The sequence below is a fragment of the Hydrogenophaga sp. SNF1 genome, from assembly GCF_034421675.1.
GTDB classification, from domain to species: domain Bacteria; phylum Pseudomonadota; class Gammaproteobacteria; order Burkholderiales; family Burkholderiaceae_C; genus Hydrogenophaga; species Hydrogenophaga borbori.
Genome location: NZ_CP139793.1, coordinates 4,202,752 through 4,218,222 on the forward strand (window position 1 = coordinate 4,202,752; position 15,471 = coordinate 4,218,222).

At 70.3% G+C, this 15,471-nt stretch carries 14 protein-coding genes and 1 pseudogene; 8 read left to right on the forward strand and 7 right to left on the reverse strand.

The features are described from left to right. Positions 1–54 precede the first annotated feature (54 nt). On the forward strand, positions 55–1,500 hold the full coding sequence (gene phnY / locus SOM08_RS20100; protein ID WP_116960282.1) for a phosphonoacetaldehyde dehydrogenase: 1,446 nt from the start codon (positions 55–57) through the stop codon (positions 1,498–1,500). A gap of 256 nt (positions 1,501–1,756) precedes the next feature. Then, positions 1,757–3,350 (forward strand): annotated as a pseudogene (locus tag SOM08_RS20105) (methyl-accepting chemotaxis protein). A gap of 7 nt (positions 3,351–3,357) precedes the next feature. Here the strand turns inward: SOM08_RS20105 and SOM08_RS20110 are convergent. Both SOM08_RS20110 and SOM08_RS20115 read right to left on the reverse strand, forming a co-directional pair. Continuing rightward, the gene (locus tag SOM08_RS20110; protein WP_116960280.1) at positions 3,358–3,978 is read right to left on the reverse strand and encodes a glutathione S-transferase family protein; all 621 of its coding nucleotides are present in this window, start codon (positions 3,976–3,978) and stop codon (positions 3,358–3,360) included. A 35-nt stretch (positions 3,979–4,013) separates the two neighbouring features. Continuing rightward, complete coding sequence (locus tag SOM08_RS20115; RefSeq protein ID WP_322469595.1) at positions 4,014–5,495, reverse strand: gamma-glutamyltransferase family protein; 1,482 nt, start codon at positions 5,493–5,495, stop codon at positions 4,014–4,016. Positions 5,496–5,974: 479 nt separating this feature from the next. Here SOM08_RS20115 and SOM08_RS20120 point away from each other — a divergent pair, with 479 nt between their 5' ends. From SOM08_RS20120 to SOM08_RS20130, 3 genes are all read left to right on the forward strand, one after another. Next, positions 5,975–7,504, forward strand: a complete 1,530-nt coding sequence (locus SOM08_RS20120) for a hypothetical protein (RefSeq protein ID WP_116960278.1) — start codon at positions 5,975–5,977, stop codon at positions 7,502–7,504. A gap of 35 nt (positions 7,505–7,539) precedes the next feature. After that, positions 7,540–8,571, forward strand: coding sequence for a porin (locus SOM08_RS20125; protein WP_116960277.1), 1,032 nt, complete (start codon positions 7,540–7,542; stop codon positions 8,569–8,571). 193 nt (positions 8,572–8,764) lie between these two features. Then, positions 8,765–9,418 carry a GntR family transcriptional regulator gene (locus SOM08_RS20130; RefSeq protein ID WP_116960276.1) on the forward strand — a complete coding sequence of 218 codons (654 nt, stop codon included), beginning with the start codon at positions 8,765–8,767 and terminating at the stop codon, positions 9,416–9,418. A 100-nt stretch (positions 9,419–9,518) separates the two neighbouring features. Here SOM08_RS20130 and SOM08_RS20135 read toward each other — a convergent pair whose 3' ends face one another. Genes SOM08_RS20135 through SOM08_RS20155 form a run of 5 tightly spaced genes read right to left on the reverse strand, consistent with a single transcriptional unit; the run spans position 9,519 to position 12,123 of the window. Further along, complete coding sequence (locus tag SOM08_RS20135; RefSeq protein WP_116960275.1) at positions 9,519–10,439, reverse strand: ornithine cyclodeaminase family protein; 921 nt, start codon at positions 10,437–10,439, stop codon at positions 9,519–9,521. Positions 10,440–10,452: 13 nt separating this feature from the next. Continuing rightward, positions 10,453–11,208, reverse strand: coding sequence for a sulfite exporter TauE/SafE family protein (locus tag SOM08_RS20140; RefSeq protein WP_116960274.1), 756 nt, complete (start codon positions 11,206–11,208; stop codon positions 10,453–10,455). Between the two features lie 5 nt (positions 11,209–11,213). Next, positions 11,214–11,495, reverse strand: coding sequence for a 2Fe-2S iron-sulfur cluster-binding protein (locus SOM08_RS20145; RefSeq protein WP_070399335.1), 282 nt, complete (start codon positions 11,493–11,495; stop codon positions 11,214–11,216). Beyond that, positions 11,492–11,815 (reverse strand): hypothetical protein, encoded by a 324-nt coding sequence (locus SOM08_RS20150; RefSeq protein ID WP_070399334.1) that lies wholly within the window; start codon positions 11,813–11,815, stop codon positions 11,492–11,494. Before SOM08_RS20150 ends, SOM08_RS20145 begins: the two co-directional genes overlap by 4 nt. Before the next feature lie 17 nt (positions 11,816–11,832). Beyond that, on the reverse strand, positions 11,833–12,123 hold the full coding sequence (locus SOM08_RS20155; RefSeq protein ID WP_070399333.1) for a 2Fe-2S iron-sulfur cluster-binding protein: 291 nt from the start codon (positions 12,121–12,123) through the stop codon (positions 11,833–11,835). Positions 12,124–12,315: 192 nt separating this feature from the next. Here SOM08_RS20155 and SOM08_RS20160 point away from each other — a divergent pair, with 192 nt between their 5' ends. From SOM08_RS20160 to SOM08_RS20170, 3 genes are read left to right on the forward strand one after another with little or no spacing between them, the layout of a single operon-like run. Further along, positions 12,316–13,047, forward strand: a complete 732-nt coding sequence (locus SOM08_RS20160; protein WP_070399332.1) for a TenA family transcriptional regulator — start codon at positions 12,316–12,318, stop codon at positions 13,045–13,047. A 52-nt stretch (positions 13,048–13,099) separates the two neighbouring features. Further along, positions 13,100–13,948: an alpha/beta fold hydrolase gene (locus SOM08_RS20165; RefSeq protein WP_116960273.1), complete on the forward strand. Its 849-nt coding sequence runs from the start codon at positions 13,100–13,102 to the stop codon at positions 13,946–13,948. Next, entirely contained in the window at positions 13,945–15,444 is a 1,500-nt protein-coding gene (locus SOM08_RS20170) for an aldehyde dehydrogenase family protein (protein WP_116960272.1), read from the forward strand. The genes SOM08_RS20165 and SOM08_RS20170 overlap by 4 nt, the downstream gene beginning before the upstream one ends. The last annotated feature ends 27 nt before the right edge of the window (positions 15,445–15,471 follow it).

The window sequence follows — 15,471 nt, forward strand, 5'->3', positions numbered from 1 at the left end:
CGCACGGTCGCCCGAAGGGGCTCGCACCACAGCGCGCAGCGAGGAGGCATTCGAATGAGCGACGTGTTGGAAAGCCCCTGCTTTCGCGAGGAGGCGCTGCGCATCGGCGGCGAACAGGTGCACACGGGCCGCCGCTTCGACGTGCTCAACCCCTACAACGGCGAGCGCGTGGGCAGCGTGGCCATGGCCAGCGTCGAGGACGTGCGCCGCGCCATGGACATCGCCCAGGCCTACCAGCCCCGGCTCACGCGCTACGAGCGCTCGGCCATCCTCAACCGCGCGGCGGCGCTGCTGCGCGAGCGCACCGAGGCCGGCTCCGACCTGATCACCGCCGAGTCCGGCCTGAGCAAGAAGGACAGCGTGTACGAGATCGGCCGCGTCGCCGACGTGCTGAACTTCGGCGCCAACGAGGCCCTGCGCGACGACGGCCAGGTGTTCTCCTGCGACCTCACGCCGCACGGCAAGCGGCGCAAGGTGATCACCACGCGCGAGCCGCTGCTGGGCGTGATCACGGCCATCACGCCCTTCAACCACCCCATGAACCAGGTGGCGCACAAGGTGGTGCCCAGCGTGGCCACCAACAACCGCATGGTGCTCAAGCCCTCGGAGAAGGTGCCGCTGTCGGCGTACTGGTTCGCCGACCTGCTGTACGAGGCCGGCCTGCCACCGGAGATGCTGCAGGTGGTGAGCGGCGACCCGCGCGAGATCGCCGACGAGCTGATCACGAACCCGCACGTGGACCTCATCACCTTCACCGGCGGCGTGGCCATCGGCAAGTACATCGCCGCCAAGGCGGGCTACAAGCGCCTGGTGCTGGAGCTGGGCGGCAACGACCCCCTGATCGTGATGGACGACGCCGACCTCGACAAGGCCAGCGACCTCGCGGTGCAAGGCTCGTACAAGAACTCGGGCCAGCGCTGCACCGCCGTCAAGCGCATGCTGGTGCACCAGAAGGTGCTGGCCGACTTCACCGAGCGCGTGGTGGCCAAGACCCGCGCCTGGACCTACGGCGACCCGATGGACCGCCGCAACGAGATGGGCACGGTGATCGACGAGGCCGCGGCGGCGCATTTCCAGCGCGTGGTGGACGACGCCGTGGTGCAGGGCGCCCGCCTGCTGGTGGGCAACCGGCGCGACGGCGCGCTCTATTCGCCCACGGTGCTCGACCGCGTGCGGCCCGAGATGACGGTGGTGCGCGAGGAAACCTTCGGCCCGGTCTCGCCCATCATCGGCTTCAAGGACATCGACGAGGCGATCCGCCTGTCCAACGGCACGGCCTTCGGCCTGTCCTCGGGCATCTGCACCAACCGCTTCGACGACGCGGCGCGCTTCGCGCGCGAGCTGAAGGTGGGCTCGGTGAACCTGTGGGAGGTGCCGGGCTACCGCATCGAGCTCACGCCCTTCGGCGGCATCAAGGACTCGGGCCTGGGCTACAAGGAAGGCGTGCAGGAGGCGATCAAGTCCTTCACCAACTGCAAGACCTTCTCCATGCCCTGGTGAAGCCGGCGGGCAAGGTCCCGCTGGACACTTAAGGTCGTGACGACCGGCGCGGGCCGGCGCCGGCCTGTACATCGAAGGCCCGCACTTCAGCGCCTGAATCCCCCTCCCCTGGCAACCAAAGTGGCACGGCGCCAGCCGGCTGTCGCGCCGCATGAAATCCTGGCGCGGCGCGTGTCGATATCCGGAAGGCGGAACCCCATCGGGACCGCGAACCCCACCGGTAGCCACGCGTCCACCAAGGAAGGGAGCCAGGGTCATGGGTATCGATCGTCTGTCCGTCAAAGTCCGGCTCATGGCCGGTTTCATGCTGCTCGCGGTCATCGTGCTCGCGGTGGCCACGCTGTCGGTGCGCTCACTCGGGCACGAGCACGACAGCTTCAATCAGTACGTGGGCGAAACCTCGCACCGCGTGATGCTGGCCAACAACGTGCTCGACGCGGCCAACGCGCGCGCCATCGGCGTGCGCAACCTCGTGCTGGTGGGCTCGCCCGCGGCCCGCGAACACGAGAAGAACGCCACCACCGTCGCCCACGGCCAGGTGGTCGAGGGCTTCAAGGAGCTGCGCCAGGCACTGGACAGCGACGAACACACCAGCCCGCAGGAGCGCCGCCTGTTCGACGAGCTCGTGGCCGTGGAAGCGAAGTACGGTCCGGTGGCGCTGGACATCCTGGACCACGCCGTCAAAGGCGACCGCGAGGGCGCGGTGCAGCGCATGGAAGCGGACTGCCGACCGCTGCTCGAGGCCCTGATCAAGGCCGGCCATGCCTACCTCGGCTATGCCGCCGACCAGGCCGCGAACGAGGTCAAGGCCTCGAACGCCAGCTACGCCAGCAACCGCAACCTGATGATCGGCAGCAGCGCCATGGCCGTGGTGGCCGCGCTGATGCTGGCCCTGCTGATGACACGCTCCATCGTCGGCCCCATCCAGGATGGCGGTGAGCGTGGCGCAGACCGTGGCCTCGGGCGATCTGCGCTCCAGCATCGCCGTGACGCGCCGCGACGAGCTGGGCGAGTTGCAGGCCGCCCTCAAGGCCATGAACGAAAGCCTGGTGCGCATCGTGGGTGACGTGCGCCAGGGCAGCGACAGCATCGCCACCGGCAGCGCGCAGATCGCCTCGGGCAACGCCGACCTCTCGACCCGCACCGAGCAGCAGGCCAGCAACCTGCAGCAGACCGCCGCCTCGATGGAGCAGATGAACGCCACCGTGCGCAACAGCGCCGACACCGCGCGCCAGGCCACGCAACTGGCCACTTCGGCCAGCTCGGCCGCGGTGAAGGGCGGCGAGGTGGTGGGCCAGGTGGTGGCCACCATGCAGGAGATCCAGTCCAGCAGCCAGAAGATCGGCGACATCATCGGCGTCATCGACGGCATCGCCTTCCAGACCAACATCCTGGCGCTCAACGCCGCCGTGGAAGCGGCGCGCGCGGGCGAGCAGGGCCGCGGCTTCGCCGTGGTGGCCGGCGAGGTGCGCAGCCTGGCCCAGCGCAGCGCCGAGGCCGCGAAGGAGATCAAGGCCTTGATCGGCGCCAGCGTGGACAAGGTCGAATCGGGATCGCGCCTGGTGGGCGACGCGCGCGCGGCGATGGACGACATCGTGGGCCAGGTGCGCCGCGTGACGGACCTGATCTCGGAGATCGGCGCCGCCACCGGCGAGCAGACCGATGGCATCGGCCAGGTCAACAGCGCCATCGCGCAGCTCGACCAGGCCACGCAGCAGAACGCCGCGCTGGTGGAGGAAAGCGCCGCCGCGGCCGACAGCCTGCGCACGCAGGCGGCGCGGCTGGCCGAGGTGGTGGGCTTCTTCCGCTTGCTGGACGCGGGCGGCGCCAGCGGCCCGGCGCGCGCCTGAGCGCCGCTCAGGCCTTGGCTTGGCGCAGTGCCCAGGCGCGCTGCGCCGCCGGCCGGGCCAGGCAGCGCTGGTGCCAGGCCCGGGTGTGGGGCAGTTCACCGCGGCCCAGGGCATCGAGCCGCTGCAACACGGCGGCCAGGTTCAGGTCGGCGACGCTGAAGCGCTCGCCCACCAGCCACTCGCGCCCGGCCAGGTGGCGCTCGAGCACCGCGAGGCGCGCCTGCAGCTTGTCGAGGGCGGCCGTGGCCAGCGATTCGATGCGCTGCTCGGGCGGCAGGAAGCTGGTGTGGTGGAACCACTGGCGCGCCAGCGGTTCGATCTCGGTCGCGGCCCACAGCGTCCACTGGTACAGACCGGCGACGCCCTCGGGCGTCTCGCTCCACAGCCCGCCCGCCGGGCGCGTCTGCGCCAGGTGCAGCGTGATGGCCAGCGACTCGAACAGCAGCAGGCCGCCGTCGTCGATGGCGGGCACCGTGCCATTGGGGTTGATCGCCAGATAGGCCGGTTCGCGGGTCTCGGGGCCGTTGTAGTGCCAGGGCACGTGCCGGTAGGGCAGGCCCAGTTCCTCGGCGGCCCAGAGCGGGCGGATCGCGCGCGACGCGGCGATGCCATAGATCGTCAATGCCATGGGGGTCCTTTACAGGGGTCGGTGAAAAGGCGGGTTCAGCGGGACGCGGCCTCGCAGGCCAGGGCCATGCCGTCCTTGCGCGGATCGGAGCCGCCGAGCAGCTGGCCATCGGGCGCGCGCAGCACCATCTGCGCGCCGCCGAAGTCGCTGCGCCCGCCCAGCTCACCCTGTCCGGTGGGCTCGGCGTAGCCGGCGGCGCGCAGCGCGCGCACCACGGGCTCGGGCGTGCCGGCCTCGATCGCCAGGGCGCGCTCGCCCTCCAGGCGCCAGCGCGGCGCGGCGATCGCCTGCTGCAACTCCTGCCCCCAGGCGGCCAGGCGCACCAGCAGCTGCACCTGGCCCTGGGGCTGCATGGCCCCGCCCACCACGCCGAAGCCGGCGTGGAAGGCGCCGCCGCGCAGCGCGGCCCCGGGCACCACCGTGTGGTACGGGCGCTTGCCCGGCGCGGCGCCGTTGAGCTGGCCCGGCGGGGCGAAGCCGAAACCGCGGTTCTGCAAGGCGAAACCGGCGCCCGGCACGCCAATGCCGCTGCCGAAGCGCTTGAACACGCTGCTCATCAGCGTGACCGCGAACCCCTCGGCGTCGACCACCACCGTGCACACGGTGTTGCCCGCCGGGTCGGCGACCACGCGCTTGGCGTGGGCCATGGCCTCGCCCATGCAGCGGACCATGTCCAGCGCGCTGCGCGGGTCCTCGGGGTCCAACGGCAGCGCGTCCAGGGCTTGCAGGGCGTGCAGCACGGCCAGGCCGTGGGTGTTGGGCGGGCACTGCAGCACCTCCAGGCCCCGGAAGCGCCCGCGCAGCGGCGTGCAGAACCCGCCACTGTGGGCCGCGAAGTCGCTGGCGGTGAGCACACCGCCACGCGCGCGGCTGGCCTGCTCGGCCGCGGCGGCGGGCGCGCCCCGGTAGAAGGCGTCGGGGCCGCCGTGGGCGATGGCCTCCAGGGTCGCCGCCAGTTCGGGGTTGTGGAAGGCATCGCCCGCGCGCGGCGGGGCGTCGGCGCGGTACAGGCGCGCGCTCACCGGGTCGCTGGCGATCACCGGCTGGAACAGCGCCCACTCGCGCGCGGCGACGGCGCCGACGGCAAAGCCGTCCCGGGCGGCGGCGAGCGCCGCCGCGAACAGCCCGCGCCAGGGCAGCCGCCCATGCCGCTGGTGCAGGTCGTGCCAGCCGCGCACCGCGCCCGGCACGGTGAGGGTGTGCACGTGGCGCTCGGGCAGCCGGGCGCCGGGAAACGGCGCCAGCAGCCCAGCCTCGAAGGCCATCGGCGAGCGGCCCGAGCCGTTGTAGCTCTGCGGTTCGGCGCCCGGCGGCACCAGCATGGCCAGCAGGTCGCCGCCGATGCCGGTGGCCATGGGTTCCACCACACCCATCACGGCGTCCGCCGCGATGGCCGCGTCCACCGCGCTGCCACCCTGGGCCAGCGCGCCCGCCGCGGCCTGCGCCGCCAGGGGGTGGCCGGTCGCCACCATGGCCGTCTCGCCGCGAACCGCACGGGGAAGGGCGCTGTTGTGCATGGGAATTTCGCCTTAAAGGATACAGTATACAAACAGACCGGGGCAGCGGCAAACCATGGGGCGGGGCCTAGCCAGGCCCCTCGCTTCGCGAGCCGACCCCTGCTTTGAAGGCGTGGGTCCGGCCTGGCACGAAGCCTGCATTCCGTGGCGGCATCAAATGTATACGGTATTCACAGATGCCATCGCCACACCCCAAACTCCCCAAAACCACCCCCAGAACGGGAAAAAACGCACCACTCTGGGTCGACAAGCGCCCCCTTTCGGCGCGGGAAAACCCTAGAACGCCCAAACAGTATTCTGTATACCATTTCGCCCGCCACCGAAGCACCTGCGCCTGAATACAGGGCAGCCAAGCACAGAACCACGCCGGCGGAAACAAGAGGGAAGGTCGCCGGCCAACCACCCCACGGTGCCGCCCGCACCGGTCGCAGCCCACCAACCACCGCCTGACCCTGCAGGCACCACCCACGGACAAACCCATGGATTCCAACGTAACCCTGACAGCGGCGCACTGGATGTACCTGCTCGGCGTGATCAGCATCATCGTGACGATGGTGTTCCGCGCGAACGTGCTCGTGCCCTCGATCGCCGCCACCTTTCTCGTCGGCCTGGCCTGGACGGGCAACCCCCTCGCTGGCGTGGGCAGCGTCTACAGCGCCAGCCTGGTGGCCGCCAAGGAGCTGTTCAACATCTTCCTGGTGATCGCGCTGATGACGTCGCTGCTCAACGCCCTCAAGGCCTTGAAGTCCGACATCCTGATGGTGCGGCCCTTCCGCCTGTTGATGAAGAACGGGCCGGTGTCGTACCTGTTGCTCGCGGCCATCACCTACTTCATCTCGCTGTTCTTCTGGCCCACGCCCGCCGTGCCGCTGGTGTGCGCGGTGCTGCTGCCCGCCGCCATCGCGGCCGGCCTGCCGCCCATCGTGGGCGCGGCCGCCATCGCCGTGGCCGGCCAGGGCATGGCGCTGTCGTCCGACTATGTGATCGGCGTGGCCCCCGGCATCAGCGCCAAGGCCGCGGGCGCGGCGGCGGCGGTGATCGCCGATCGCGCGCTGGCGCTGTCCATCATCACCGGCGTGGTCGCGCTGGTGCTGATCTTCATCTTCCACCGCCGCAAATTCCAGCCCGCCAGCCCGCTGCACCTGGAGCGCTGGCAGGAACTGGCCGTCAAGGGAGAACTGGCGCACGAGCACGAAGGCACGACCCACAAGGCCGAGATCGCCCAGGGCACCAGCCGCGAGCACCAGCCGGTGACCAGCCAGGACCTCAAGCGCGAGCTGCAGAGCGTGCCGGCCGACGAGTTCAAGTGGTCCAAGCTGTTCGCCATCGTCACGCCGCTGGTGTTCCTGACGGTGATCGTGCTGATGGTGCTGCCCAAGCTGGGCGTGCCGCTGGGCGACTTCAAGGGCGGCGCGGGCGCGTCGCTGGTGGGCGGCGCCGCCGCGCTGCTGATGATCTTCGCCACGCTGGCCATGAAGGGCGCGCGCCAGATGCTGGAGGCCAGCGCCGACCACATCACCGAGGGCTTCGTGTTCGCTTTCCGCGCCATGGGCTCGGTGCTGCCGATCGCGGGCTTCTTCTTCCTGGGCGCCAGCGAAACCGCGGCCGCCATCTTCGGCGGCGACGCATCGCAAACCCCCAGCCTGCTGTTTGACCTGGTGCGCAGCGCGCAGGACTGGATCCCGCACAACCCGCTGTTCGTGGCCTTCGGCCTGCTGATCGTGGGCATGGTCACGGGCATCGACGGCTCGGGCTTCTCCGGCCTGCCGCTGACCGGCGCGCTCGCCGGCGCCCTGGGCCCGGTCTCCAACATCGACGCCACCACGCTCGCCGCCATCGGCCAGATGGGCGCGATCTGGACCGGCGGCGGCACGCTGATCGCCTGGTCCTCGCTGATTGCCGTGGCCGGCTTCGCGCGGGTCCCGGTCACCGACCTGGTGCGCGTGCTCGCGCCGCCGGTGCTCATCGGCCTGGCGGCGTCCACCGCGCTGGCCGTCGTGCTGTTCTGAATCCCCTCCCCCCCACCCCAACCTGCGGTATTCCCATGAAAAAAAGCATCCTGCTCGTCTCCGCCACGCTGGCCACCGGCGCGGCCATGGCGCAATCGAGCGTCACCCTGTACGGCCTGGCCGACATGTACCTGTCGAGCCAGAAGAACCCCGCCACCGGCCTGCGCATGAGCAAGCTCGACAGCAGCGGCGTCTATGAAAGCCGCTTCGGCTTCAAGGGCAGCGAAGACCTGGGCGGTGGCTACAAGGCCAACTTCCAGCTCGAGTCGGGCTTCGCGATGGACAGCGGCGGCGCACCCGCCCTGTCGTTCACGCGCCAGTCCTGGGTCGGCATCTCGGGCGGCTTCGGCGACCTGCGCTTCGGCAAGGCCTGGAGCGCGTTCGACGACATCAGCGGCACGGCGCTGGCGGCCAAGAACTCGGTGCTCGCGCCCAACCAGGGCGCGTGGCTGAGCACCTCGTACAAGGACGCGCCGAACAACGGCATCTACTACGCCTCGCCCAACTTCGGCGGCTTCAGCGGCGTGGTGAGCTACGGCACCGGCGAGAACAAGACCGCCGCCGACGGCGCCGGCTCGATCACCAGCGTGCACGTCAAGTACGCGGGCGGTCCGGTGTTCGCCGGCGTCGCGTTCCAGAACGAGAAGGCCACGAGCAACTCGACGGCGATCAAGTTCACGCGCGTCAACGGCTCGTACGACTTCGGCCCCGCCAAGCTGCTGGCCAGCTACGGCCGCGTGGCCTACGGCGCGGACGACACCAAGGAATGGACCATCGCCGCCGACGTGCCCCTGGCCGGTGGCTGGCTGCTGTCGGGCGGCATCGCGCAGTCCAAGGGCTCGGTCACGGGCTTCGTGGGCGACCCCAACTACACGGGCAAGCTGGTCACCACGGTGGCGCCCGGCGCGCCGGACGTCAAGCGCACGGGCTGGAGCGTGGCGGCCTTCTACAGCCTGAGCAAACGCACCACGCTGTACGGCGGCTACCGCGCCAACACCATCAAGACGCCGGGCGCCCCCGACCAGGACGGCAGCGTGCTGGGCGTGGGCATGTACCACCTGTTCTGACGTGGACGCGCGGGGGGGACTGTGTTCCCCCGCTGTTCATCCGTCGAGTTTTCCTTTGGAGCCCTTCACGTCAGGGCATTCGCCGCGGCTTCGGGCCGCGGTCTTTTTTGGGCGCTCGAATAGAATCGGCCGGCTTCGGACCCTGCCCCGGCCCCGCCCGACGCCCCGCCGAACACAGAGCCACGCCCACACCATGAACCTGCCACGCAAGGAAGCCTCGCTGGGGGCGAGCCATTCGCCCCTGACCACGCTGGTGGTCGAGGCCCTGCGCGAACGCATCATGGGTGGCACCATCTCGCCGGGCGAGCGCCTGGTGGAGAGCCGCCTCTCCGACGAACTCGGCGTCTCGCGCATGCCCGTGCGCGAGGCCCTGCGCCAGCTGGCCGCCGAAGGCCTGGTCACCATCGAGCCGCGCCGCGGCGCCTCGGTCACCGCCTTCTCGCCCGAGCAGGTGCGCGAACTGGTCGAGGTGCGCGCCACGCTCGAAGGCCTCAACGCCAAGCTCGCCGCGCAACGCCACGACGAGAAGCAGATCGCCGCGATGGAAAGCATCCTGGCCGAGGGCACGCGCATGGCCACCAGCGACGACCAGGCCGCGCTGCTGGAGATGAACCAGCGCTTTCACGATGCCTTGGGCAGCATCGCCGCCAATTCGGTGCTGCAGGAGCTGATGCGCTCGCTGCGCGACCGCACCGCGCTGATCTTCGCCCCACTCAACCGCACGCGCGGCCAGCAGAACTGGGACGAGCACGCCGCGATCCTGCGCGCGGTGATCAAGGGCGACGCGGAACTCGCCTCGCTGCTCGCCATGCGCCACGTGTACAACGCGGCGCAGATGGAGCCCTGAACAGGAACGCCCCCGCCGCGCTGCGCGCGACCCCCTCAAGGGGGCGATGCCAGCGGCCCGGCAAAGCCGGTTCCGCGGCATCTCTGGCCCGGGGGCCGCTTCAGTTCGCGGCGCCTTGCAGGCGCTGCCACACCAGACCGGCCAGCGCCACATCTTCCAGGCCCACGCCCACCGACTTGTAGAGCGTGACCGCCTGCGGGTCCTGGCGGCCGGGCTTGAGGCCCGCCGCCAGCTCGCCCAGCTCGACGATGCGCGCGGGGTCCAGCGCGCCGGGCGCGGCCAGCACCAGATCGCCCGCTTCCTGCAGGGTCTGCGGCTTCCACTCCACGGCGATGGTGGCGGCCCGGCGCAGGGCCGCGTCGTCGAGCTCGCGCGTGTGCGGCAGGCTGGAGCCAATGGCGGCCACGAAGCTGCCCGGCGCCAGCTGCTCGCCGCGGAACAGCGGCGTGGTGGAACGCGAGGCGGTGACCACGATGTCGGCGCCCTCCACCGCGGCCTCGGGCGCGCACAGGCGCACCGGCACGCCGCAGGCGGCCTGCAGTTCCTCGGCCAGCGTGGGCGGTGCGTAGGGGTCGCTCACGCGGATTTCGCCCAGGGAGAAGGCGCGCGCCATCTGAACGGCGTGCATGCGGCCCTGCACGCCGGCGCCGTACAGGGCCATCACCCGCGCGTCGGCGCGCGCCAGGTGGCGCGCCGCGATCACCGAGCAGGCGGCGGTGCGCAGCCGCGTGATGGCACCGGCGTCGAACGAGGCCAGCGCGCGGCCGTCGTCGGCGGCGAACAGCAGGATGACGAAGGTGAACTGCCCCTGGATGGTGGTGTAGACCTTGGCGCCGACCACGCCCTGGCCCGGCACCACCGCGCCCAGGGTGGAGAGCTTGACGCCGCCGGCCTCGGTGCGCACGCGCGCCTGCATCGCCGCCTCGCCGCGGCCGAAGCGCGCGAAGGCGTCGTCGAGCACGGCCTGCGCGTCCTCGGGGCTGATGGTGGCGTCGACGACGGCGTCGGTGATGTGTTGCATGGTGGTGAGGGGTTCAGGCCGCGGACAGCGTGCGCAGCAGGACGACGATGGCGCCGATCGCCGCCATGGCGAGCAGCATCTTGCGCACCAGCGGCGCGGGCACGAAGCGCTTGATCGGGTTGGAGGCGAAGAAGCCGGCGAACATCCACGGCATCAGCAGGGCGCTCAGCAGGTACTCGTGGGCGCCCATGCGGCCCACCACGGTGAGCACCGTGATCGACACCGCCGAGCCGATGAAGAAGATGGCGCCGAAGGTGCCGCGCAGCTGGGCCGCGCCCATGTTCTGCATGGCGATGGCGAACGGCGGCGCGCCGGCCGAGGTGATGGTGCCCATCATCCCCGAGGCCACACCGGCCACGGCCATGTTGCGCCGCGAGGGCATCACCCGCCAGCCGGTCAGGCTCAGGCTCACGCCGGTGAGGATGAGCAGCGCGAACATCAGCGACAGCGTCTTCACCGGCAGCAGCACCAGGCAGGCCGCCGCGAGCACCGTGCCGCCGAGGCGGCCGGCCACGGCCACGCTGGCCAGGTTCCACTGGATGTCCGCGCGGTCGCGCAGGCCGCCCATGAGCGCGAGCGGGCAGCTCAGCACCAGCAGCGGGCCGGGCACCAGCTCGGGGAACCACATCGCGGCCAGGGGCGCGGCGAACATGGCGAAGCCCAGGCCGCTGACGCCCTGCAGACAGGCACCGACCAGCACCAGCACGCCGGCTGCGAGGTAGTGCAGGCCGCTGACGCCCCGCACGAGCTCGGTGGACAGCCAGTCCATGGCGCTCACCAGGACACGGCGATGTCGCCCTTCACGAAGGTCTGGCAGGCCATGCGGAAACCCGCGGCCAGGTCCTCGTCGCTCAGGTGCTTTCGCTCCTTGGCCTTCACCTCGTCGGTGTTGTCCAGCCCTTGCTCGATGCGGCACTTGCAGGTGCCGCACAGGCCGCCGCCGCACTTGAAGGGAATGCCCCCCTTCTCGCGCAGCGAGACGCGCAGCAGGTTGCTGTTGTCCGGCGCGCTGACAAGCTTGTTGTCGTTGCTGATGAAGGTGATGTTGACGGTCATGGCGTGTTGAAGGCTGCGGGATCGCGGGGGCGCAGCTCGGCCTGCGTGCTGCCGTAGCTGCACAGGTTGCGCAGCTCGCGGCGGGCCGATTCGAGGTCCGCGAAGGATTCAAGGAACTTGGAGGGCACCGAGTTGACGGTGTCCTGTCCGCTTTCATCGATCACCCGCACGCGCGTGGGCGCCGGCAGCTCGGCCACGAGGAAGCGGGCGCGCACGCGGCCGTCGCAGTGGTAGTCCCAGGCCTCGACCGGCACCAGGCCGTCGCTCGGCTCGGTGCGGAACTGGCCGGGCTTGCTGGTCAGGATCACATAGGTGGTCATGGCGCGGGCCTTTGGTATCAGTCTTGCTGGAGCTCGATGTCGTGCTCGATCCAGAGCTGGCAGGTCAGGCGCCAGCCCTGGTCCAGGCGCTCGCCGAGCTGCTTCTTCTCTTTCCAGTTGGGCGGCGGCAGGTGCTCGGCACCCGACAACACGCGGGTGGCGCAGGTGGCGCACTTGCCCATGCCGCACTGGTACTGCAGGTGCGGGTAGGGATAGGCCTTGATGCCCGCGCGCACCACCAGGTTGCTCTTGGGCGCCACCTCGTCGCGGTAGGTCTGGCCGTTCTTGTGGAAGGTGACGATGGGCATGTCGGCAGGGGCTGGACTGGTCTTGGATTTGGTGAAAGTATACAGTATACTTTGATCGACGGCGCTCATTTGCCCGTTGATTCGGTCGGTTTTTGCCTTGGAATCGACCGCTATGTATACTGTATACGCCAATCGGTCGCGAGAGACCGCCCCGATGCCGGTGTCCACCCATCACCCACCAGGAGAGCTCCCATGTCCCAACTGCTCAGCCGAGACGAATTCCGCACCGCCCTCGAAAACGCCATCAAGGGCAAGAGCGCCAACCAGTCCCCCTTCAGCCTGGCCTGGGCCGGCGGCACGCTCTCGCGCGAGCACCTTGCGCGCTGGGCCGAGAACCACTACCACTACGTCGGCCCCTTCGCCGACTACCTGGGCTACCTGTACGCGCGCACCCCCGACCACATGACCGAGGCCAAGGACTTCCTGCTGGCCAACATGTATGAAGAAGAAATCGGCGGCGACCGCCACACCGACCTGCTGATCCGCTTCGGCGAGGCCTGCGGCACCACGCGCGAGCGCATCGTCGACGCCGACAACATGAGCCCCACCACGCGCGCCCTGCAGAGCTGGTGCTACGCCGTGGCCATGCGCGAGGACCCCGTGGTCGCCGTGGCCGGCCTGGTGGTGGGCCTGGAGTCGCAGGTGCCGTCCATCTACCGCAAGCAGACGCCCACGCTGCGCGAGAAGTACGGCTTCACCGACGAGGAAGTCGAGTTCTTCGACCTGCACATCGTCTCCGACGAGATCCACGGCGAGCGCGGCTACCAGATCGTGCTGGAACACGCCAACACGCCCGAACTGCAGAAGCGCTGCCTGCGCATCTGCGAGATCGGCGCCGAGATGCGCCTGCTCTACACCACCGCGCTCTACAACGACTACGTGGCCCCCGCCCAGCAAAAGCCGGTGCTGGCCAAGGCCGCCTGAGCCCCCGCGGCGGGCCGCGGTGCGGCCCGCTCACCCGGCCCCTCCTTCCCCTATGAACCACCACCGGCTGCCCCTGGGCGAGGTCGAACTCCTGGTCGGCAGCGCCGGCCAGGGCGAGACCCTGGTTTTCGTGCACGGCTCCTGGGACGACCACAGCGCCTGGGACGCCGTGGCCGCGCTGCTGTCGCCGCGCTGGCGCGTCGTGGCCTACGACCGCCGCGGCCACGGCGGCAGCACCGAGCCCGGTGGGCAGGGGCACATCAGCCAGGACGTGGCCGACCTGCATGGCGTGATCGAGGCCATCGGCCAGGGCCCCGTGCACCTGATCGGCCATTCCTACGGCGCCTGCGTGGCGCTGCTGTACGCCGCGCGGCACCCCGAGCGGCTGCGCAGCCTGTGCCTGCACGAGCCGCCGCTGTTCGGCGTTCTGGGCGAATCGCCCGCGCACGCGCCGCTGGCGCAGGCCACCAAAGCGGCCATGGCGCGCGCGGCGGCGCTCATCGACAACGGCGAGGCCGCGCTCGGCGCGCGGGTCTTCGCGGAGCAAGTCGCGCTCACGGGCCAGCCCTGGGAAGAGGTCATGGACGCGCGCATGCGCGCCACCTGGGTGGCCAACGCCGCCACCTGGCTCGACCAGTCGCGCGACCCCGAGCGGCTGGCGCTGTCACCCGAACTGCTGGCCCACAGCCCGCTGCCCGTGCTGCTCACGCAGGGCGATCGCAGCCCCGAGGCCTTTGGCCCCGGCGTGGACCGCCTGGCGGCCGCCACCCCCCACGCCACGCGCCGCACCCTGGCGGGCGCGGGCCATTTCCCCCAGCTGACGCACCCGCAGGCCTTCGCGCACTGCCTCGGCGATTTCCTGACACCGCTTTCCTCCTCCACCGGAACACCCGCACCATGAGCACGACAGCCGAAGCCTTCCTCACCGAGATCAGCGCCCCGGGCCGGCCGGTCGAGGAGTTCCTGAACTACATCGACGGCCAATGGGTCAAGTGCCGCAGCGCGCGCACCTTCGACAACAGCAACCCGGCCCACACCGACGAGCTGATCGGCCGCTTCCAGGCCTCCACCGCGCTGGACGCGGAGGACGCCGTCAACGCCGCCACCGCCGCCTTCGAGGACTGGCGCAAGACCACGCCGAGCCAGCGCGCCAAGATCCTGAACAAGGCCGCCGACTACCTGGAGGCCAACGCCCAGCGCTTCGGCGAGGAGCTCAGCCGCGAGGAAGGCAAGTCGGTCGCGCTCGGCAAGGACGAATTCCTGCGCGCGGCCCAGACCTTCCGCTTCTATGCCATCGAGGGCCAGACCTTCGGCGGCGAGACCTACCCGCAGGACGACGGCAACATGATGGTCTACAGCCAGCGCGAGCCGCTGGGCGTGGTCTCCGTCATCTCGCCCTGGAACTTCCCGGCCTCCATCCCGGCGCGCAAGATCGCGCCCGCGCTGATCACCGGCAACACCATCGTCTTCAAGCCCTCGTCGGACGCGCCGCTGAGCGGCCTGCGCCTGGTCGAGGCCCTGGTCGAGGCCGGCATTCCCAAGGGCGTCATCAACTACATCACCGGCCGCGCCGGCGACGTGGGCCCCATCATCACCACCTCGAAGTCGATCCGCGCCATCTCCTTCACCGGCTCCACGCAGGCCGGCATGCACATCCACCGCACCGTGCACCTGACCACGCGGCTGCAGATGGAGCTGGGCGGCAAGAACCCGCTGATCGTGATGGAAGACGCCGACCTGGACCAGGCCGTGGAACTCGCCATCAAGGGCGGCTTCTCGCTCACCGGCCAGGCCTGCACCGGCACCAGCCGCGTGATCGTGATGAAGGCCGTGAAAGAGGCCTTCACCAAGAAGCTGGTCGAGCGCGTGAAGACGCTCAAGATCGGCCCCGGCCACCAGCCCGGCATGGACCTGGGCCCGCTGGCCACGGCCAAGCAGCTCGAGACCGTGCTGCACTACCTGGACATCGGCCGCCAGGAGGCGCGCCTGCTGTGCGGCGGCGAGCGCCTCACCGGCGCGCCCTACGACAAGGGCTACTACGTGACGCCGGCCGTGTTCGACAAGGTCACGCAGTCCATGCGCATCGCGCGCGAAGAAATCTTCGGCCCGGTGATCGCCGTGATCGAGGCCGACAACTTCGCCAGCGCCATGGCCATGGCCAACGACAGCGAGTACGGCCTGTCGGCCGCCATCGCCACGCGCAACCCGCGCTACATGCACGACTTCGCCAACAACATCCAGTCGGGCACGGTGAAGATCAACCGCACCACCACCGGCAACCTGGTGAACGCGCCCTTCGGCGGCATGAAGAACTCCAGCACCTCCACCTTCCGCGAGTCCGGCCGCGTGGGCCTGGAATTCTTCACGCAGACCAAGGTCGTCTACCGCGGCCTGTGAACCCGCCCCCTCCAGACAAGGACAAGA